We start from the raw sequence: 18,015 nt of genomic DNA on the forward strand, positions 1-18,015 counted from the left end.
CGGAGCGGACGGAGGGGGTCGGGGGTGCCGGGGCGGCTAGACCGCCATGCCGTACACGATGGTGAACAGCGTGCCCAGTGAGCCGATGATGAAGACGCCGGTGAGACCGGCGACGATCAGCCCCTTGCCCTGCTCGGCGCTGAAGGTGTCGCGCAACGCCGTGGCGCCGATGCGCTGTTTGGCCGCCCCCCAGATGGCGATACCGAGGCAGATCAGGATGGCGACCGCCATGACGACCTGGATCATGGTCTTCGCTTCGTTCCCCAGTGCCCCGAAGGGGCCCCAGTCAGGGGCGATCCCGCCGATGATGGTGTTGATATCGCCCTTGTCGGCTGCAAAGAGCATGTAAGTCACCGCCCCTGTTGGGTAGTTCCGCAGTCCCCTGCGGTGCGCAGAGGTCAGGCATCATTCTCGCCGACAATGCTGCCGTCGTATGTCGACTTGCCGTCATTGATGGGCGGGATTCGTACGAATACCTCGCACGGTCACTCTGTGTATCACGGCAGGTCACGCCGGGCAACGAGGCCTGAGCGGAACCTGTCGTGTGGCTCTGTCGTTAGCCCTCTTCACGCCGGGTGCCGTTTCTGGCGGCCGGCCGGGTGAGTTGTCGTGCCGATGTTCTGCGGGTGAAGGCTATCCCGGGACGGTGGACCGGGTGTCCCTGGGTCGGTGTCGCGGCTCGGGCGGGGCACGGATGGTGACGGAGCGTCAGCGGGGGCGGTCCTCGGTGACGTTCGTCGTGATCAGCCGCAGCAGCTGCTTGGCCAGGGCGTCCTGTTCCGGCGTCAGTCCCATGGCGTCACCGATGGCGAGCGGCACGGTCGTCGCGCGGTCGTGGAGCTCGGCGCCGGCCTCGGTGAGGCGGATGGCGACCGAGCGTTCGTCGTCCCGGCGGCGTTCGCGGCGCAGCAGGCCGCCCGCCTCCAGGCGCTTGAGCAGGGGCGACAGCGTGCTGGACTCCAGCTGGAGGGACGTACCCAGGTCCCGTACGGAGATCGAGTCCCGCTCCCAGAGGACGAGCATGACCAGGTACTGCGGGTAGGTCAGGCCGAGTTCGTCGAGCAGGGGGCGGTAGCGCGCGGTCACTGCGCGGGAGGCGGCGTAGAGCGCGAAGCAGAGCTGGTCGTCCAGGCGGAGGGAGCCGGTGGGGGGTGGTGGCGGCTCGGCGGGTCGGCTCATGGGGTGCTCCGGGGTGGGTTGCTGATGCGTCGACTCTGGGGCTCTGGGGCTCTGGGTGCTCGTGTGCTGCTCGGCCTGATTCTATCGGGCGATACATCATCGTGCCCTAATGAGTTGCGCACGACTTAGTGGCGCGCTACTTTCATGGCGTGCCGCCGCACCCGGTCGATCCCGCCGGGCAGGCCCCGCGGCACCCGATCCGAGGAGATCGCCATGACCGACACCACCCCCATCCGCCCGGTGCTGGAGCCCGCGGCCCAGGCATTCGCCGAGGCCACCGCCAATCCGCCGTATCTGTTCGATCTGGGGCCGGCCGAGGGGCGCAAGGTCGTCGACGAGGTGCAGTCCGGGGAGATCGCCAAGCCGGACGTCGACGAGGAGTGGGTGACCGTGGCCGGTGGCCCGACCGGCGAGGTCCGGGTCCGGGTCGTCCGTCCCGCCGGCGCCACCGGGACGCTCCCGGTGATCATCTACATCCACGGCGCCGGCTGGGTCTTCGGCAACGCCCACACCCACGACCGGCTCGTGCGGGAACTCGCCGTCGGCACCGGTGCCGCGGTCGTCTTCCCCGAGTACGACCTCTCGCCCGAGGCGCGCTACCCCGTCGCGACAGAGCAGAACTACGCCGTGGCCCAGTGGGTCGTCCGTGAGGGCGCCGACAACGGCCTGGACGCCGGCCGGATCGCCGTGGCCGGCGACTCGGTGGGCGGGAACATGACGGCCGCGCTGACGCTGATGGCGAAGGAGCGCGGCGATGTGCCGCTGGTGCAGCAGGTGCTCTTCTACCCGGTCACCGACGCGTCCTTCGACACCGCGTCCTACCGGCAGTTCGCCGAGGGGTACTTCCTGCGGCGGGACGCCATGCAGTGGTTCTGGGACCAGTACACGACCGAGGAGGCGGAGCGGGCGCAGATCACCGCGTCACCGCTGCGGGCCGGTGTCGAGCAGCTCCAGGGGCTGCCGCCGGCGCTCGTGATCACCGCCGAGGCCGATGTGCTGCGGGACGAGGGCGAGGCGTACGCCGGGAAGCTGCGGGAGGCCGGGGTGCCGGTGACCGCGGTGCGGTACCAGGGCGTCATCCACGACTTCGTGATGCTGAACGCGTTGCGGGAGACGCGGGGGGCGGAGGCGGCCATCGGGCAGGCGGTGAGTGTGCTGCGGGGGGCGTTCGGGGTGTGACGGGTGCCCTGTCGCCGTAGGGGTGCGGTGGTGTGATGGCCGATGTGGCGGCCGCGGGTCCGATGTGGCTGGTCGCGCAGTTCCCCGCGCCCCTTGGGGCGTTGCCGTCAGCGGGGCTTGAGGCCGTTCAGCAGGTGGTGGACCAGGCCCTCCACGCCCGCCAGGGCCGCTTGCGGGGTCAGCCAGCCGGCCGCGATGAAGCCGGCCATGCCGTGGAGGGCGGCGCCCGTCACGAGGTTGAGTTCCTCGGGGTCGCCGTCGATGATCTCGCCGCGCTTCTGGGCGTCGGCGAGGACCCGTTCCAGGCTGCCGACCGTCCGCTCGACGGCCGTGGCCATCTGCTCCGAGGCGTCCGGCTCGTGCTTGCGGGCGTACATCAGCTCCAGGAGCTCGGCGTTGTCGATGGCGAAGCCGAGGTAGGCGCGGGCGAGCGCGGTGAGCCGGGGTTCCAGCGGGAGGGCCGGGTCCTCGGCGGCGCCCAGGGCCCGGCTCAGCCGGTCGTAGCCGGCCAGCGCGAGGGCGTTGAGCAGGGCCTGCTTGTCCTTGAAGTGGCGGCCGGGGGCGGCGTGGCTCACGCCGACCTCGCGGGCCAGTTCACGCAGTGAGAGTGAGCCGACGCCCTTGTCCCGCAGGGTGCGTTCGGCCGCGGCCAGCAGGGCGGCGCGCAGGTCTCCGTGGTGGTAGGGGCGGCTCTCGGGCATGTCGACCATCGTAGCTTCGTGTAGTCGTCGTCATCATTGTTGGCGCCGTCACCATTGTTGTCATTGACAGCATTGTTGGCGGCGCCTACATTCGTTTGCATGGCTGACAACACGAAGAGCAACAGCAGGAGCAAGGCGTGGGACGTGGGCCGGCTGCCCGATCTCACCGGGCGCACGGCCGTCGTCACCGGGGCCAACAGCGGTATCGGACTCACCGCCTCCGCGGCGCTGGCCGGCGCGGGCGCGCACGTCGTGTTCGCCGTACGGGACCTGGAGCGGGGCCGGAAGGCGGCGGCGACCGTGTCCGGCAGCACCGAGGTGCGGCGGCTGGACCTGGCGGATCTGTCGTCCGTGCGGGAGTTCGCGGACGGCTGGGAGGGGCGGCCGCTGGATCTGCTGATCAACAACGCGGGCGTGATGATGCTGCCGCAGCAGCGGACCGCGGACGGCTTCGAGATGCAGTTCGGCACGAACCATCTGGGCCACTTCGCGCTGACGAACCTGCTGCTGCCGTACGTCACGGACCGGGTGGTGACGCTGTCGTCCGGCGCGCACCGCTGGTTCGGCGCGCGGATCCGCTTCGAGGACCTGGACTTCACGACCGGCTACGACCCGAACCGGGCCTACGCCCAGTCGAAGCTGGCGAATCTGCTGTTCACGCTGGAACTTCAGCGGCGGCTGGCCGAGGCCGGCTCCCCGGTGCGCGCCTTCGCCGCCCACCCGGGGTACGCGGCCACCAACCTCCAGAGCCATGCCGGGAGCCCGGTGATGCGCGCCTTCATGAGGATCGGCAACCGCCTCTTCGCCCAGGACGACCACGCGGGCGCACTGCCGACGCTGTACGCCGCGACGCAGGACCTGCCCGGCGCGAGCTATGTCGGACCGAACGGGCTGGGCGAGATGCGGGGCGCGCCGACGCTGGTGGGGCGGAGTGCGGCGGCGAGCGACGCGGGTGTGGCGCGGCGGTTGTGGACGGCTTCGGAGGAACTCACGGGGGTGAGCTGGCCGTTGGGGGCGGCTGAGGAGGCGGCGGGCCGGCGAGTGACGGCCGAGCGCTGAAGCACCCGGCTGCCCGCCTCGCCGGGCCCTTCGCACGGCTTACGACTCCGAAGCGCGACGCAGCCCTTGGCCCCGTACGGCCAACGACCCCGAAGCGCCCCGCAGCCCCCGGCCCCGTAAGTCCTACGACTCCGGCTGGGTCACCGTGAGAGCCCAGCGAACGGTGTCCGACGACGCGTCGACGCCGATCGTGAAGGAGCCGAAACGGACCACGCCGGGGTCCATCGTCACCGAACCCACTCCGGCCTCCCCGGCCGGGCAGTCGACGGAGAACGCGGCGATCTCCGTCTCCTGGGACATCGTCACCCGCACATCACCGCCGCCCTCGCACGCCACCGTCAGCACGGTCGGCAGCCTGTCCCACGCACCACCGGACGCGACTCCGCCGTCCCCCGTGTGCTCCGGCACCCACACCAGGCCGTCCGGACCGGGATGCGGCAGCAGAACGTCGGTCGCCGCACCGGCGGGAGCCACCGCCACACCGGCCAGCGCACCGGTCACGAGCGCCGTCACGGCAACAGCACGGCTGGTTCGTCTCACGATTCGTTCCCCCTGAACTCGGCTTGGTCACAGGCCTGTTGGCCAACCGTCGAACATTCTGCCGGGCCGGATGACCTTGCGCCTGAGTTTCCGTACTCAGGGGTAGGTCGTACTCGGAGGTGGTCGATCGATGGCGATGCCCAGCCTGCTCGGGGTGTTCGCGCACCCGGACGACGAGGCCCTGTCCTCGGGCGGAGTCCTGGCCCGGCACGCGGCGGCCGGCGCGCGCACGGGCGTGGTGACGGCGACCTGGACCCCGGACACCGTCCGCGGCGCCGAACTCGCCGAGGCGCTGCGGATCCTGGGCGCCGGCGAACCGAGGATGCTCGGCTACGCCGACGACCGGGTGCCGCACTCCGCCCCGGGCAGCCCGCGGCTGTGTGCCGCGCCGCTGGACGAGGCCGTGGGCCGACTGGTCGCACAGATACGGCGGTTCCGGCCGCGGATCGTGATCACCCACGACGCCCACGGCGGGCTGACCGGCCACCCCGACCATGTGCACACCCACCGGCTGACCACGCTCGCGGTCCGGGCCGCGGGCCTCGAACGGCTCTACCCGGACGCCGGCACCCCCTGGCAGCCGAGCGCCCTCTATCTGGCGACGCACCCGCACTCGGCCCTGGACGCGCTGAGCGAACTGGCCCGTGCGGGCAAGGGCATGAACACGGTTCCGGACGACTGGGTCACCGCGACCGTCGACGTGCGCCCCTGGCTGGAGCGGAAGTGGGCCGCCGTACTGGCCCATCGCACCGAAGTGGAGCGGGGCGCGGCGCCGGGACTGCTGGCCGGCTTCCCGCGGGCCGTGCGGGAAGGGGTCCTCGGCACCGAGTGGTACATCCGGCAGGACATCGCCCCCTCGCCGTTGTCCGGCCAGACCGAGCTGACCGCTTGAGAGGGCCGGCAGCGGCGGGAGTACCGCCGTCGGCCGGTCAGTCCGCGGGGAGTGCGGCCCGCAGGGCCTTTGCCGTGGCCGTGGGGTCGTAGTCGGTGGGGACTCCCTCGACCAGGATGATGTCGCCCTTGATGTGGCGGGCGCGGAGAGGGGCGATCTGCTGGTAGGCGGGGGAGTCCCACCAGGTGCGGGCCTGTGCGATGTCCGGGAAGCCGATCACCACGACGTGGCCGGGCCAGTCGCCCTCCTTCGTCTCGTGCGGGGTGGCGTGCACGAGGAAGCGGCCGCCGTACGGCGCGAAGGTGGCGGTGATGCGTTCCATGTACTCGGCGATCTCCGGGTGCGGGGCCGCGTCCTGGAGGTGGGCGATGGCGTAGGCGGGCATGGTGTCCTCCCTGTCGGTCGGGCTCGGTCCCTCTGCCGACGATCGTCGCAGGCGGGAGAGAGGGAGGCGATGACGCGGGAGGTAATGCCCGGCGGTGGTGCCAGGCGTCGGGCGGTGGCTTTCAGCCGGCAGCATCCCCAGACCCGGCGTCTGACGTTTCTCTCACCTTCGTCGGTCACAGTGGCCCCCGATGCCCCGGACACAGAGCACCTCGCGCCTGCCCCTGTACGCCGTCGTCGTCCTGCTCGCCCTCCCGTCGGCCTCCGCCGCGGCCGCCGACGCCGGTACGGGGCCCTTCCGCGTGACCGTCGCCGCGCCGCCGACCGCGCAGAGCGCGCGGGTCGGTGCGTTGTTCGCGGCGGGGCGGGGCGACGACCTGCCTGGCCGTCACTTCTGTACCGCGTCCGTCGTGCACAGCCCCCGGCACGACCTCGTCGTCACCGCCGCGCACTGCCTGAGCGGGAAGACGGAGCGGCTCGTGTTCGTGCCCGGCTACCGGGACGGCGAGGCGCCCTACGGGGTGTGGACGGTCGGGAAGTGGTTCCTGGCGGACGGGTGGACCGCGGGGCGGGACGAGGACAGCGACGTGGCGTTCGCGGTGGTGGACCGGCAGGGCGGCAAGGGGGTCGAGGACGCCGTCGGCGGGAACCGGTTCGCCGCCGGTACGGCCACCGGGGCCACCGCGGTGACCGTCACGGCCTATCTCAACTCCCGGGATGCGCCGTTCAGTTGCACCGACAAGCCACGCCCGCACCACCGTATGCAACAACGCGTCTCCTGCCCGGGACTCGGCGGCGGATCGAGCGGGAGTCCGTGGGTGAACGGGGACGGGCAGGTCGTGGGGGTGCTCGGCGGGCACGACGACGGCGGGGCCACGGCCGACGTGTCGTACAGCGTGGTGTTCGGGGCCGGGGCGGCGCGGTTGTACGACGAGAGTGCCGGTTGCCACGAGTCCCAGGTGGGAAGCTCCTAGACTGGCGCGGGCGGACTCCCGGCGAGCGAGGGGCGGTTGACGGTGCGTAAGGCATGGATCGTGGCGGGTGCCGCTCTCGCGGTGGGCCTCAGCTTCGTGATGCTGCTCGTCGTGGGGGTCTTCATCGTCGCCGGGAACCTCGCCGGCGGGGTGGGCGGAGCGTCGAAGGCGCTGGCCAAGGGGGCCGTGCCGGCCGCCTACCAGGGCATCGTGCAGAAGTGGGGCAACCTGTGCCCCGCCATCAACCCCGCGCTGCTCGCCGCCCAGCTGTACCAGGAGAGCGGCTTCAACCCGAACGCCAAGAGCCCGGCGGCAGCGCAGGGCATCGCCCAGTTCATCCCGGGGACGTGGGCCACGCACGGCGTCGACGGCGACGGCGACGGCGACCGCGACGTGTGGGACCCGAAGGACGCGATCCCCTCGGCGGCGTCGTACGACTGCAAGCTCGCCTCCTATGTGAAGGACGTGCCCGGCGACGCGACGAAGAACATGCTCGCGTCCTACAACGCCGGGGCGTACGCGGTCATCAAGTACGGGGGCGTGCCGCCGTACAAGGAGACCCAGAACTACGTGAAGACGATCACGACGCTGGAGGCCAGCTTCGCGGCGCCGGTCAGCCGGGTGGATCCCAGCAAGCAGGCCGCCGGCGCCATCTACTACGCGCAGAAGAAGCTGGGCACGCCCTACCTGTGGGGCGGCGAGGGCACGGCGGCGGACGGCGGTCGGTTCGACTGCTCGGGGCTGACGCAGGCCGCGTACGAGAGTGTCGGGATAACGCTGCCGCGCGTGGCCAACGACCAGTGGAACGCGGGTGCCCATCCGGCCAGGGACGAGCTGCTGCCCGGGGATCTGGTGTTCTTCTCCGACGACCTCGACGACTCCCGGGCCATCCGGCATGTCGGGATTTATGTGGGCGGCGGGTACATGATCGACGCGCCGAGAACGGGTGCTGTGATCCGGTTCGACCCGATCGACACCCCGGACTACTTCGGGGCCACCCGGGTGACCGAGGATGGCGCGAAAGCGCTGCCCACGACGGTGTAGACGTAGCGTGAACCCACCCCCTGAGCTGCGGCGATGGGTCTCTCTTCGATAACGTCTGCGTGATCATTCAGTGGAGTGTGGAACGTATCAACAGGGGCCGTGCGTTCCTGGTTTCGTAGCCGGATCTACAACCACGGGGGTGGCGGGACGGCGTACGCAGGATGCGCCGAGCGAAGTGACGACGAAGGGGCCGCGGCATCATGGCTGGACTCGCAGAATCCGGGTCGAACCCCGACGTCGAGCTGCTTTACGACATCAATGGCCTGGCCAAGGACGCGCCGCACTGGTTCGACCGGGTCATGGGCTACGTCGGTGAGTACGGGCTGCTGTTCGCGCTGATCCTGGCCGTGGTGTGGTGCTGGTGGTCCGTGCGGCGGCGCGGCGGCGAGGACGCGGCCTCGTCCGTGGCCGCGCTCGTCTGGGCGCCGCTGGCCGCCGCGGTCGCCGTGCTCGTGAACGTGCCCATACGGGGTTTCGTCGAGCGGCCCCGGCCCTTCAAGCAGCACCAGGGGCTCGAGGTCCTGGTCAGCGGCAAGACCGACTACTCCTTCGTGAGCGATCACGCGACGATCGCGATGGCGCTCGGCGTCGGGCTGTTCGTCGCGAACCGGAAGTTCGGGCTCGTCGGCATCGGGCTTGCTCTGCTGGAAGGGTTCTGCAGGGTCTACATGGGCGTGCACTACCCGACGGACGTCGTCGGCGGATTCGCGCTCGGCACCGCCGTCGCCCTGCTGCTGTCGCCGCTGGCCATGGCCCTGCTGACGCCGCTCATGTCCGCCATCGAGCGGTCGCCGCGGGGTGGTTGGCTGATCAGGTCGCGCGGGGGGTCCCGGGACGGCGGGGGCGAGGCGCTGATTCCGGGGGCCCGGAAGGAGAGCGCGGGGGCCGAGGAGCGGGATCTGGCGGCTTGACCGCTGTCCTGACGGCCCCCAGGGGCGCCTTCAGGGCCTGTAGGCGTACGGCCCCCGGGGGCGCCTTCAGGGCCCGTTGGTGTACGGCCCCATCGGGCGTCATAGGGCCTGTGGGTAAGTGAAGAAGCCTTCCGGGTCGTACTGCTTCTTCAGCCGTGCCAGGCGCGTCGCCGCGTCCCCGTAGTACGCCTTGCGCCAGTCCCTCAGGGACGGGTCGGGGTAGTTCTGGTACGCGGCGCCGGAGGCGTACGGGCGCATCGCGTCGTGGGCCGACGTCAGCCAGGACTGGGCCGTGGTGCCCGTCGTGCCGGCGCTCCAGGAGGCTATGTACTGGGCCAGCATGCGCGAGCGGCGGTGCACGAACGCCGTCGACGTGGGGGAGACCCGGTTGACCGCTCCGCCGAGGGCCGTGAGCGCGATGCTGCCGGCGCCGCCGCGGACCGACTGCATCTGCTTCAGCAGGGTCTGGATGCCCGTGGCCGAGATCGAACGGTCGAAGAAGTCCGACTTCGCCGTGTATGTCTCGCGGCCCAGTGCGCCCTGCGGGGAGCGGCCGGGGGTCGCGCCGGGGAGGTGGCACTGGGCGTCGGTGCTGAAGGACGAGCAGCCGGCGTAGATCTCCATCGCCTCCTCGTAGGAGTGGCGCTTCAGGGAGACGCTGCTCGCGGGGCCCGGGCCGCCAGGGCGGTCGGCCAGGCGGTCCACCGCGTTCTGGAGTTCGCGGTAGGTGCCCAGCGAGAACGCGGCGACGGAGATGGTCGGGCGGCCGCCCGCGTGGTTGGCCAGGTGCAGGGACGACCAGATCTCGTCCGGCTGGCTCGGGCCCCACTCCTGGAAGGACTTGATCAGCGCGGCCGCCTTCGACCAGGGCCAGGTCATGTACGCCGTGACGCCCTGGGGGGCCGGGTGGGTCTTGAAGTGGAGCTCCGTCACGATGCCGAAGTTGCCGTTGCCGGCGCCGCGCAGGGCCCAGAAGAGGTCCTTGTTGGTGGTGGCGTCGGCGACGAGCTGCTTGCCGTCGGCGGTGATGAGTGTCGCCCGGGTCAGGTTGTCGCAGGTGAGGCCGTACGCGCGTGACGTCACGCCCTGGCCGCCGCCGAGGGTGAGGCCGGAGACGCCGACGGTCGGGCAGGAGCCGGCGGGGATGGTGGTGCCCTTGGCCGCGAGGGCGCGGTAGACGTCGATGAGCTTGGAGCCGGCGCCGACGACCGCGGTGTTGCCGGAGGCCCGTATGCGGTTGAGCTTGGAGACGTCGATGATCAGGCGGTTGTTGCCGGAGGACCAGCCGGCGTAGGAGTGGCCGCCGTTGCGTATCGCGACCTTGAGGCTGTGGGCGCGGGCGTAGGCGAGGGTGGTGCGGATGTCGTCGGGGTGGGCGACGTAGGCGACCGCGGCGGGCTTCAGGGTGTCGAAGCGGGTGTTGTAGAGCTGGTGGGCGGACTTCCAGTCGGCGTCGCCCGGGCGGATGAGGCGGCCGTCGAGGTCTCGGGCGAGGGCGGTCCAGTTGGCGGGGGCGGGGGCGCCGGCGGCGGATTTGCCGGTGCCGGTGCCGGTGGCGGTCGTGGTCTGGGTGCGGGTGGCGGTGGTTGCGCCGGACTCCGCGCCCTTGCCCGTGGTTGTGCCCTTGCCGCTGCCGGTGGGGTCGCTGTTGTTGCAGGCGGTTGCCGTCAGGGCGGTGAGGGCTGCTGCGGTGCCGCCGATGAAGGTACGCCGTTCCATGTCGCCTCCTGGGGTTACGTGGAACGAGACGGGGTGATGCGGGGTGGGGTTCCCATGCGCGGCGGCTCTTTGCGCGGGCCCGCGGATTCTCGCCCCCGCCGCCCCTACCCGTCCCTTCCTCCAGGGGCGCTGCCCCTTCGACCCCGGACGGCTTCTGGGGCTGCCGCCCCAGACCCCGCTTCGGCCTGAACGGCCTCGTCCTCAAACGCCGGACGGGCTGGGAGGGGGTGGCCGCGCTGGGAGCAGTGGCGGTAGTGGGAGGGGGGAGGTGCTGGGGGAGCGGCCCTGAGGTTGAGTGAGGGCTGGACGTGGCCTGAAATCGGCTATGAGCCCCGCGCCCGGCAACCCCGCTCACCAACGCCCGGCACAGCCGTTGACACGTGCGAGCGCCCCCAGAACAGCGCTGTCAGGGACCGACCTCACCCCACCCGGGGACTCCCGGCCCACCTGGAAACGAACCCTGCTCACCTGGAAACGGTCCCGGTCCCGTTAGCCATGGCCCGGCTCCTCTAGCCACGGCCCGGCTCCTCTGGGGAACGGCCCCGGCCCTCTGGACGCAGCCCCGCTCCTCTGGGGAACGACTCCGGCCCCTCCACTCGCGGCCCGGCTCCCTGGGTCACGGTCCTGGCCTTCTGGGCACAGCCCCGGTTCCCGTGGCCACGGCCCGGCCCCTCGGCACAGCCCCCGGCGCCCCCTACAGAAACGCCAGATTCACAACCCCGAATGCCCCCGCCGCCACCAGTGCCGCTGCCGGCATCGTGATGAACCAGCCGAGGACGATGTTCTTGGCCACTCCCCAGCGGACCGCGTTCACGCGCTTCGTTGCGCCGACGCCCATGATCGCCGAGGTGATCACGTGGGTCGTGGAGATGGGGGCCTTGAAGAGGAACGCCGTGGTGAACATGATCGACGCGCCGGTCGTCTCGGCGGCGAAGCCCTGCGGCGGGTCCAGTTCGATGATCTTGCGGCCGAGGGTGCGCATGATGCGCCAGCCGCCGGCGTACGTGCCGAGGGAGAGCATGACGGCGCAGACGATCTTCACCCAGACCGGGATCGGGTCGCCGTAGTCCTCGACGTCGGCGATGACCAGGGCCATCACCACGATGCCCATGGTCTTCTGCGCGTCCTGGAGGCCGTGGCCGAGGGCCATACCGGCGGCCGAGACCGTCTGGGCTATCCGGAAACCGCGCTTGGCCTTGTGCGGGTTGGAGCGGCGGAAGATCCACATGATCGCCGTCATGACCAGATAGCCCGCGATCAGGCCGACGACCGGGGACACGAACATCGGGATGACGACCTTTTCCAGGACGCCGCTCCAGTACACCGTCGTGCCGCCGGCCAGCGCCGCGCCCACCATGCCGCCGAAGAGGGCGTGGGAGGAGGAGGACGGCAGGCCGAAGTACCAGGTGACGAGGTTCCAGGTGATCGCACCCACCAGGGCCGCGAAGAGGATGCCCATCCCCTTCGAGCCCTCGGGTGTCTGGATCAGGCCCTCACTGACCGTCTTGGCGACGCCGGAGCCGAGGAAGGCACCCGCGAGGTTCATCACCGCGGCCATCGCCAGCGCCGCACGCGGGGTCAGGGCCCGGGTCGACACGGACGTGGCGATCGCGTTCGCCGAATCGTGGAAGCCGTTGGTGTACGTGAAGAAGAGCGCGACCGCGATGGTCACGACCAGGGCGAAGGTGTCCATTAACGGTTCAGGACTCCTTGACGGCGATGGTCTCCACCGTGTTCGCCACGTGCTCGAAGGCGTCCGCCGCTTCCTCGAGCACATCCACGATCTGCTTGAGCTTCAGCACCTCGATCGCGTCGTACTTGCCGTTGAAGAGGTGGGCGAGAAGCTTGCGATGTATCTGGTCGGCCTGGTTCTCGAGACGGTTGACCTCGATCCAGTACTCGGTGAGGTTGTCCATCGTGCGCAGGTTCGGCATCGCCTCGGCCGTCAGGTCGGCCGCCCGCGCGAGCACCTCGATCTGCTGCTCGACGCCCTTGGGGAGTTCCTCGACGTTGTAGAGGACGACCAGGTCGACGGCCTCCTCCATGAAGTCCATGATGTCGTCGAGGCACGACGCGAGGTTGTAGATGTCCTCGCGGTCGAACGGCGTGATGAACGAGGAGTTCAGCTGGTGGAAGATCGCGTGTGTGGCGTCGTCACCTGCGTGTTCCGCGGCCCGCATACGCTCTGCGATCTCGGCCCGGCCGGCGGTGTCCGCCCCGAGCAGTTCCATCAGGAGCTTCGAGCCCGTGACGATGTTGTCCGCGGATGCGGCGAACATGTCGTAGAAGCTCGTCTCCCGGGGGGTCAGACGAAATCGCACGTGGGGTCCTCAAGAAGGATCGGTTTCGGTCAGGCTGATGCTAAGTGCATCATCCGGCCACGGCTAATGGGCCGTCCTCCAGTGTCGCCCATGAGGCACAGTGGTCGGCACGGGGGCTGCCCAGTGGTCCAGTCCAACGGCCGTTCCGCGGCATCGGCCACAGGCCCTATACCCAGCAAAGTTCGGTACGATATACCCAGTAGGGGTATAGAAGCGGTTTACGTCTGGAGGACGCGATGACGACCACCGAGGCCGGCGCCGGCACGACCTCCGCCGCAGACCGGGGCGTGGAACCAGCCGCCGCCGAGGTCGTGACTGACCGCGACCGGGGCATCCACGGCTACCACAAGCAGAAGGACGAGCACCTCAAGCGACTGCGCCGTATCGAGGGCCAGATCCGGGGCCTGCAGCGCATGGTCGACGAGGACGTCTACTGCATCGACATACTCACGCAGGTGTCCGCCTCGACCAAGGCCCTGCAGTCCTTCGCCCTCCAGCTGCTGGAGGAGCATCTGCGCCACTGCGTCGCCGACGCGGCCGTCAAGGGCGGTGCGGAGATCGACGCGAAGGTGGAGGAGGCCACGAAGGCGATCGGCCGGCTCCTGCGGACCTGACCCCGCGAATGTGAGGGACGGCTCACTCGCCCGAGGGGTCCCGTTCCTCCGCGACCCGCAGCACCTCGTCGATGCTTTCCAGACTGAGCCGGTCCTCCCGGGCGGCCGAGGCCGCGATGATCAGCTCTCCGCACAGCTCGATCTCGGCGAGGGCCACGTGGTCCTGAACTGCCGTACCGCCGACCGGAGCCACGTGCATCACCTCTTCTCTGCCGTTACCGACTTCCTAGAGTAGGGAGCGGCCTACGCACCGCGCATGGCACGGACGGGCTAGTTCTTGACGTCCGTCACGCGCGGAGGCACCGACGCTCACTGCTCGGCGATCTTGCCCGCGTAGATGTCGTCGCGGTCGGGCAACCGTACGTCGACGGGGGCCCCGAAGTCGTACAGCAGGGTGGTCGAGGCGACGGCGACGGCGTCCTGCTGCCGGCCGTTGACGAAGCTGAAGCGGTGTCTGACCTTGCGGATCCGTCCGTCGTCGTCGAGGAAGACGTCGAACGGAACCTGGTCCGTGGCGAACCCTTTCGCTGCCGCGGCCAGCGCCTCGCCGTTCCCGTCGGACGCCTTTCGCGCGGCGATGCCCAGGTCGGCGGTGCCCCGGTAGTGCCGCACCGGCGTGCCGGCGACCTCCTCGTCGCCCACAAACTTCGCCGTCCGGGCCCCGCGCAGCACCTCCGCGGCGGCGAACGGGTCGGTGGCCCCGCCGGTGACGAGGTTGCCGTCGGTGAGGGACCGGGTGTCGACGCGCACCCACTTGTCGGCGGGCACGCCGGCGCCGCGGTTCTTCATGAACAGGGCCCCGGGCGCGAGGAGCTCCGTGATCGGCCGGTGCGCGGTGGCGCCCGCGGGGTCCTGCGGGAGCAGGACCTTCAGCCGGCCGACCTGCCTGCGGAAGTCGTACACGCCCTCACCGCGGATGGTGACGCGGGTGCCGCCGGTGGCCATCTCCATCGACGTACGGGTCTTTGAGCTGCGGGTCCCGGCCAGGGTGTCGGCGGCGCCCCGCACGATCTGGACCGCGCCCTCGCCGTGAGCGTCCTCGGCGGCGACCCCGGTCTGTGCGCACCCGCTGCCGGCGAGGCAGACGCACAAGACCCCAGCCGCAACGCCCGCCCCATGTCTTCTGTGCTGCTGCCGCTCCGTCATCGCCTGCCTACCCCCAGCCGGTACGTCCGTCACGGGCCCCCTTCGTTCCGGTTAACGACGAGTAGGTGCCCCCGTCACGCACGCGGGAGGCGTGGGCTTACTTGCCCTGGGTAACGTTGTCCTTGTGGCGCAGCAGGACGGACCGAACTCCCCTTCCGTACAGGGCAACCTCTCCGATCACCGCACGTCGATGGTGGAGAAGGGCCCCTTCTGTGCGGCGCACTGCACCTGCGGCTGGCGGGGTCCGGCGAGACGCGCGCGGAGCCTGGCGAGGACGGACGCGACGGAGCACCTGCGGGGCTGAGGCGCCGTACGGTCCCGGTAGGCGTACCCGTCCGAACACAGATGCGGGCCCGCCCCCCGGGAGCCGGGGGGCGGGCCCTTTATCTGCCTCGCGGTGGCACCGCCATGCAGCACCGCGAGGGGTTCGTGTCGCCCGAAGGCGGTGGGATCAGCCGAAGCGGCCGGAGATGTAGTCCTCCGTGGCCTGGACCGACGGGTTGGAGAAGATGCGCTCGGTGTCGTCGATCTCGATCAGCTTGCCGGGCTGGCCGACGGCGGAGAGGTTGAAGAAGGCGGTGCGGTCCGAGACACGGGCCGCCTGCTGCATGTTGTGCGTCACGATGACGATCGTGAAGCGCTCCTTCAGCTCACCGATCAGGTCCTCGATCGCGAGCGTCGAGATCGGGTCGAGGGCCGAGCAGGGCTCGTCCATCAGCAGGACCTTGGGTTCGACCGCGATGGCGCGGGCGATGCACAGACGCTGCTGCTGACCGCCGGAGAGGCCGGAGCCCGGCTTGTTCAGGCGGTCCTTCACCTCGTTCCAGAGGTTGGCGCCCTTGAGGGACTTCTCCACGATGTCGTCGAGCTGGGACTTCTTGTACGAGCCGTTCAGCCTGAGGCCGGCCGCCACGTTGTCGTACACCGACATCGTCGGGAACGGGTTGGGGCGCTGGAAGACCATGCCCACCTCGCGGCGCACGGTGACCGGGTCGACCCCGGCGCCGTACAGGTTCTCGTCGTCGAGCATGACCTTGCCCTCGACCCGGCCGCCGGGGGTGACCTCGTGCATGCGGTTGAGGGTGCGCAGGAAGGTGGACTTGCCGCAGCCGGACGGGCCGATGAAGGCCGTCACGGAGCGGGGCTCGACGGTCATCGAGATGTCCTCGATGGCACGGAACGAGCCGTAGTAGGCGTGCAGGCCGCTGACGTCAATTCGCTTGGCCATGGGTATCACTGCTTCTTTCGAATCCGAGTCGCTGACTGTTCACACTTGGCCGCGTCAGCGACCGGTCTTGGGGGCCTTCCAGCGGGCGAGAGCCCGGGCCGCCAGGTTCAGGATCATCACGAAGACGATCAGGGTGAGGGCCGCGGCCCAGGCGCGGTCGATGCCCGCGTCCGAACCGGCGCTCAGCGAGTACTGCTGGTAGATGTACAGCGGCAGTGACGCCTGCGGCCCCTCGAAGGGGTTGTTGTTGATGAACGGGTTGCCGAACACCACCAGCAGCACGGGCGCGGTCTCACCGGCGATACGGGCCACCGCCAGCATGATGCCGGTGGTGATGCCGCCGATCGCGGTCGGCAGGACCACCTTCAGGATCGTGCGCCACTTCGGCACGCCCAGGGCCAGCGACGCCTCACGCAGCTCGTTCGGGACGAGCTTGAGCATCTCCTCCGTGGAGCGCACCACGATCGGCAGCATCAGGATCGTCAGCGCGAGCGCGCCGGCGAAGCCGGAGAAGTTCAGGTTGAAGGCGAGCAGGATGCTGAGGATGAACAGACCGGCGACGATCGACGGGATACCGGTCATCACGTCGACGAAGAAGGTGACGGCACGGGCGAGCGCACCGCGCCCGTACTCCACCAGGTAGATCGCGGTGAGGACACCGATCGGCGCGGCGATCAGGGTGGCGATGCCGACCTGCTCCAGGGTGCCGATGATGGCGGCGTAGACGCCGCCGCCCGGCTCGGAGTTGCCGACGACGCCCATCGAGTGGCTCAGGAAGTATCCGTCGAGGACCTTGATGCCGCGTACGACGGTCGCCCAGATCAGCGACGCGAGCGGCACCACGGCGAGCAGGAAGGCGACCCAGACCAGCGAGGTCGCGATGCGGTCCTTGGCCTGGCGGCGGTTCTCGACGCGCGCCGAGATGACGTACGTACCGACGATGTAGAGGATCGCGGCGATCAGACCCCACTGGATCTTGCTTTCGATCCCGGTGGCCAGGCAGAGGCCGACGGAGACGGCGAGCGAACCCGCCGCGATCGCGAGCGGGGCCCACTTCGGCAGTTGGCCGCCCTGAAGGGAGTTGGGGCGCTTGGCGGTGACGGCTGCGTGGCTCATGCGTTGGCCCCCGAGTACTCCTTGCGACGGGCGATGATCATGCGGGCCGCGCCGTTGACAAGCAGGGTGATGACGAACAGGACGAGGCCGGAGGCGATCAGCGCGTCACGGCCGAACTCGTCCGCCTCGGGGAACTTGGCGGCGATGTTCTGGGCGAAGGTGCCGCCGCCGCCGTTCAGCAGGCTGAGGTGGATCAGGAAGTCCGGGGAGAGCACGGTGGCGACGGCCATCGTTTCGCCGAGCGCGCGGCCGAGACCGAGCATCGAGGCGGAGATCACGCCGGAGCGGCCGAAGGGCAGCACCGCCATGCGGATGACCTCCCAGCGCGTGGCGCCGAGGGCCAGGGCCGCTTCCTCGTGCATCTGCGGGACCTGGTTGAAGACCTCACGGCTGACGTTCGTGATGATCGGCAGGATCATGATCGCGAGCAGGATCCCGACGGTGAGCATCGAGCGCGCCGGGCCTTCGTCCCAGGAGAAGATGCCGGTCCAGCTGAAGTAGTCGTTCAGCCAGCTGAAGAGGCCGTTCATGTGGGGTACGAGGATCAGGGCGCCCCAGAGGCCGTACACGATGGACGGCACGGCGGCGAGCAGGTCGATCACGTACGCGATCACTCCGCCCAGCTTGCGCGGGGCGTAGTGGGTGATGAACAGCGCGATGGCGACGGCGATCGGGACGGCGATGGCCATGGCGATGATCGAGGAGATGATCGTGCCGTAGGCCAGGACCGCGATGCCGAAGACCGGCGGATTCGTGCCGGTGTTCCACTCGAAGGTCGTGAGGAAGTTGCCGTCGTCGTCGCTGATGGCGATGACGGCGCGCCAGGTGAGGAAGGCCGCGATCGCGGCCATGACCACAAGCAGGAAGATGCCCGACCCTCGGGCGAGACCGAGGAAGACCCGGTCTCCGGGGCGGGTGGCACCGCGGGCGGCGCGCTTGCGCTCGCCATCGGTCGGGGGCGCGGGGGGAGGTGCGTCTTGTGTCGTTATGTCCATCGGGTTCTCCGGT

21 protein-coding genes are annotated in these 18,015 nt (G+C 70.1%); 8 read left to right on the forward strand and 13 right to left on the reverse strand.

Features of this window, described 5'->3' with window-relative positions; all coding sequences use genetic code 11:
- Nucleotides 1-36 precede the first annotated feature (36 nt).
- Complete coding sequence (locus CP983_RS22765) at nucleotides 37-345, reverse strand: hypothetical protein (protein ID WP_030950340.1); 309 nt, start codon at nucleotides 343-345, stop codon at nucleotides 37-39.
- Between the two features lie 363 nt (nucleotides 346-708).
- Nucleotides 709-1,179, reverse strand: coding sequence for a MarR family winged helix-turn-helix transcriptional regulator (locus CP983_RS22770; RefSeq protein ID WP_107906199.1), 471 nt, complete (start codon nucleotides 1,177-1,179; stop codon nucleotides 709-711).
- Nucleotides 1,180-1,392: 213 nt separating this feature from the next.
- Between CP983_RS22770 and CP983_RS22775 the strand changes: the two genes are divergently transcribed.
- On the forward strand, nucleotides 1,393-2,358 hold the full coding sequence (locus CP983_RS22775; RefSeq protein ID WP_150501438.1) for an alpha/beta hydrolase: 966 nt from the start codon (nucleotides 1,393-1,395) through the stop codon (nucleotides 2,356-2,358).
- Between the two features lie 107 nt (nucleotides 2,359-2,465).
- Here CP983_RS22775 and CP983_RS22780 read toward each other — a convergent pair whose 3' ends face one another.
- The gene (locus tag CP983_RS22780) at nucleotides 2,466-3,068 is read right to left on the reverse strand and encodes a TetR/AcrR family transcriptional regulator (protein WP_107906198.1); all 603 of its coding nucleotides are present in this window, start codon (nucleotides 3,066-3,068) and stop codon (nucleotides 2,466-2,468) included.
- 90 nt (nucleotides 3,069-3,158) lie between these two features.
- On the opposite strand from CP983_RS22780, the gene CP983_RS22785 reads away from it, so the two are divergent.
- Nucleotides 3,159-4,118, forward strand: a complete 960-nt coding sequence (locus tag CP983_RS22785; protein ID WP_150501440.1) for an oxidoreductase — start codon at nucleotides 3,159-3,161, stop codon at nucleotides 4,116-4,118.
- Nucleotides 4,119-4,241: 123 nt separating this feature from the next.
- On the opposite strand, the gene CP983_RS22790 is transcribed toward CP983_RS22785, so the two are convergent.
- On the reverse strand, nucleotides 4,242-4,658 hold the full coding sequence (locus CP983_RS22790; protein WP_229914805.1) for a hypothetical protein: 417 nt from the start codon (nucleotides 4,656-4,658) through the stop codon (nucleotides 4,242-4,244).
- 130 nt (nucleotides 4,659-4,788) lie between these two features.
- Here CP983_RS22790 and CP983_RS22795 point away from each other — a divergent pair, with 130 nt between their 5' ends.
- Nucleotides 4,789-5,550 (forward strand): PIG-L deacetylase family protein, encoded by a 762-nt coding sequence (locus CP983_RS22795; protein WP_150501442.1) that lies wholly within the window; start codon nucleotides 4,789-4,791, stop codon nucleotides 5,548-5,550.
- Between the two features lie 37 nt (nucleotides 5,551-5,587).
- Here the strand turns inward: CP983_RS22795 and CP983_RS22800 are convergent, their stop codons facing one another.
- Complete coding sequence (locus tag CP983_RS22800) at nucleotides 5,588-5,935, reverse strand: DUF1330 domain-containing protein (RefSeq protein WP_150501444.1); 348 nt, start codon at nucleotides 5,933-5,935, stop codon at nucleotides 5,588-5,590.
- 190 nt (nucleotides 5,936-6,125) lie between these two features.
- On the opposite strand from CP983_RS22800, the gene CP983_RS22805 reads away from it, so the two are divergent.
- From CP983_RS22805 to CP983_RS22815, 3 genes are all read left to right on the forward strand, one after another.
- Nucleotides 6,126-6,908, forward strand: a complete 783-nt coding sequence (locus CP983_RS22805) for a trypsin-like serine peptidase (RefSeq protein WP_150501446.1) — start codon at nucleotides 6,126-6,128, stop codon at nucleotides 6,906-6,908.
- Nucleotides 6,909-6,944: 36 nt separating this feature from the next.
- A complete protein-coding gene (locus tag CP983_RS22810) occupies nucleotides 6,945-7,952 on the forward strand; it encodes a C40 family peptidase (protein WP_229914804.1) in 1,008 nt (335 codons plus the stop codon).
- Nucleotides 7,953-8,152: 200 nt separating this feature from the next.
- Entirely contained in the window at nucleotides 8,153-8,863 is a 711-nt protein-coding gene (locus CP983_RS22815; RefSeq protein WP_125529417.1) for a phosphatase PAP2 family protein, read from the forward strand.
- 99 nt (nucleotides 8,864-8,962) lie between these two features.
- On the opposite strand, the gene CP983_RS22820 is transcribed toward CP983_RS22815, so the two are convergent.
- The 3 genes from CP983_RS22820 to CP983_RS22835 form a co-directional block, all read right to left on the reverse strand.
- Nucleotides 8,963-10,582: an FAD-binding oxidoreductase gene (locus tag CP983_RS22820; protein ID WP_150501450.1), complete on the reverse strand. Its 1,620-nt coding sequence runs from the start codon at nucleotides 10,580-10,582 to the stop codon at nucleotides 8,963-8,965.
- Nucleotides 10,583-11,276: 694 nt separating this feature from the next.
- Nucleotides 11,277-12,275 (reverse strand): inorganic phosphate transporter, encoded by a 999-nt coding sequence (locus CP983_RS22830; protein ID WP_125527040.1) that lies wholly within the window; start codon nucleotides 12,273-12,275, stop codon nucleotides 11,277-11,279.
- A gap of 7 nt (nucleotides 12,276-12,282) precedes the next feature.
- Complete coding sequence (locus CP983_RS22835) at nucleotides 12,283-12,903, reverse strand: DUF47 domain-containing protein (protein WP_030951199.1); 621 nt, start codon at nucleotides 12,901-12,903, stop codon at nucleotides 12,283-12,285.
- A gap of 236 nt (nucleotides 12,904-13,139) precedes the next feature.
- Here CP983_RS22835 and CP983_RS22840 point away from each other — a divergent pair, with 236 nt between their 5' ends.
- Nucleotides 13,140-13,517 carry a metal-sensitive transcriptional regulator gene (locus CP983_RS22840; protein ID WP_150501452.1) on the forward strand — a complete coding sequence of 126 codons (378 nt, stop codon included), beginning with the start codon at nucleotides 13,140-13,142 and terminating at the stop codon, nucleotides 13,515-13,517.
- A 22-nt stretch (nucleotides 13,518-13,539) separates the two neighbouring features.
- Here CP983_RS22840 and CP983_RS44045 read toward each other — a convergent pair whose 3' ends face one another.
- Nucleotides 13,540-13,716 carry a hypothetical protein gene (locus CP983_RS44045; RefSeq protein ID WP_163016947.1) on the reverse strand — a complete coding sequence of 59 codons (177 nt, stop codon included), beginning with the start codon at nucleotides 13,714-13,716 and terminating at the stop codon, nucleotides 13,540-13,542.
- Nucleotides 13,717-13,826: 110 nt separating this feature from the next.
- A complete protein-coding gene (locus CP983_RS22845; protein ID WP_150501454.1) occupies nucleotides 13,827-14,663 on the reverse strand; it encodes an SCO4651 family lipoprotein in 837 nt (278 codons plus the stop codon).
- 124 nt (nucleotides 14,664-14,787) lie between these two features.
- Here CP983_RS22845 and CP983_RS45215 point away from each other — a divergent pair, with 124 nt between their 5' ends.
- Nucleotides 14,788-14,967 carry a hypothetical protein gene (locus tag CP983_RS45215; protein ID WP_107906188.1) on the forward strand — a complete coding sequence of 60 codons (180 nt, stop codon included), beginning with the start codon at nucleotides 14,788-14,790 and terminating at the stop codon, nucleotides 14,965-14,967.
- Nucleotides 14,968-15,114: 147 nt separating this feature from the next.
- Here the strand turns inward: CP983_RS45215 and pstB are convergent, their stop codons facing one another.
- From pstB to pstC, 3 genes are read right to left on the reverse strand one after another with little or no spacing between them, the layout of a single operon-like run.
- Nucleotides 15,115-15,891, reverse strand: a complete 777-nt coding sequence (gene pstB / locus CP983_RS22855) for a phosphate ABC transporter ATP-binding protein PstB (RefSeq protein ID WP_107906187.1) — start codon at nucleotides 15,889-15,891, stop codon at nucleotides 15,115-15,117.
- Between the two features lie 54 nt (nucleotides 15,892-15,945).
- Nucleotides 15,946-17,007 (reverse strand): phosphate ABC transporter permease PstA, encoded by a 1,062-nt coding sequence (pstA, locus tag CP983_RS22860; protein WP_107906186.1) that lies wholly within the window; start codon nucleotides 17,005-17,007, stop codon nucleotides 15,946-15,948.
- Complete coding sequence (gene pstC, locus CP983_RS22865; RefSeq protein WP_125527036.1) at nucleotides 17,004-18,002, reverse strand: phosphate ABC transporter permease subunit PstC; 999 nt, start codon at nucleotides 18,000-18,002, stop codon at nucleotides 17,004-17,006. Before pstC ends, pstA begins: the two co-directional genes overlap by 4 nt.
- Nucleotides 18,003-18,015: the final 13 nt, after the last annotated feature.

The organism is Streptomyces chartreusis, assembly GCF_008704715.1.
Classification (GTDB): Bacteria; Actinomycetota; Actinomycetes; order Streptomycetales; family Streptomycetaceae; genus Streptomyces; species Streptomyces chartreusis.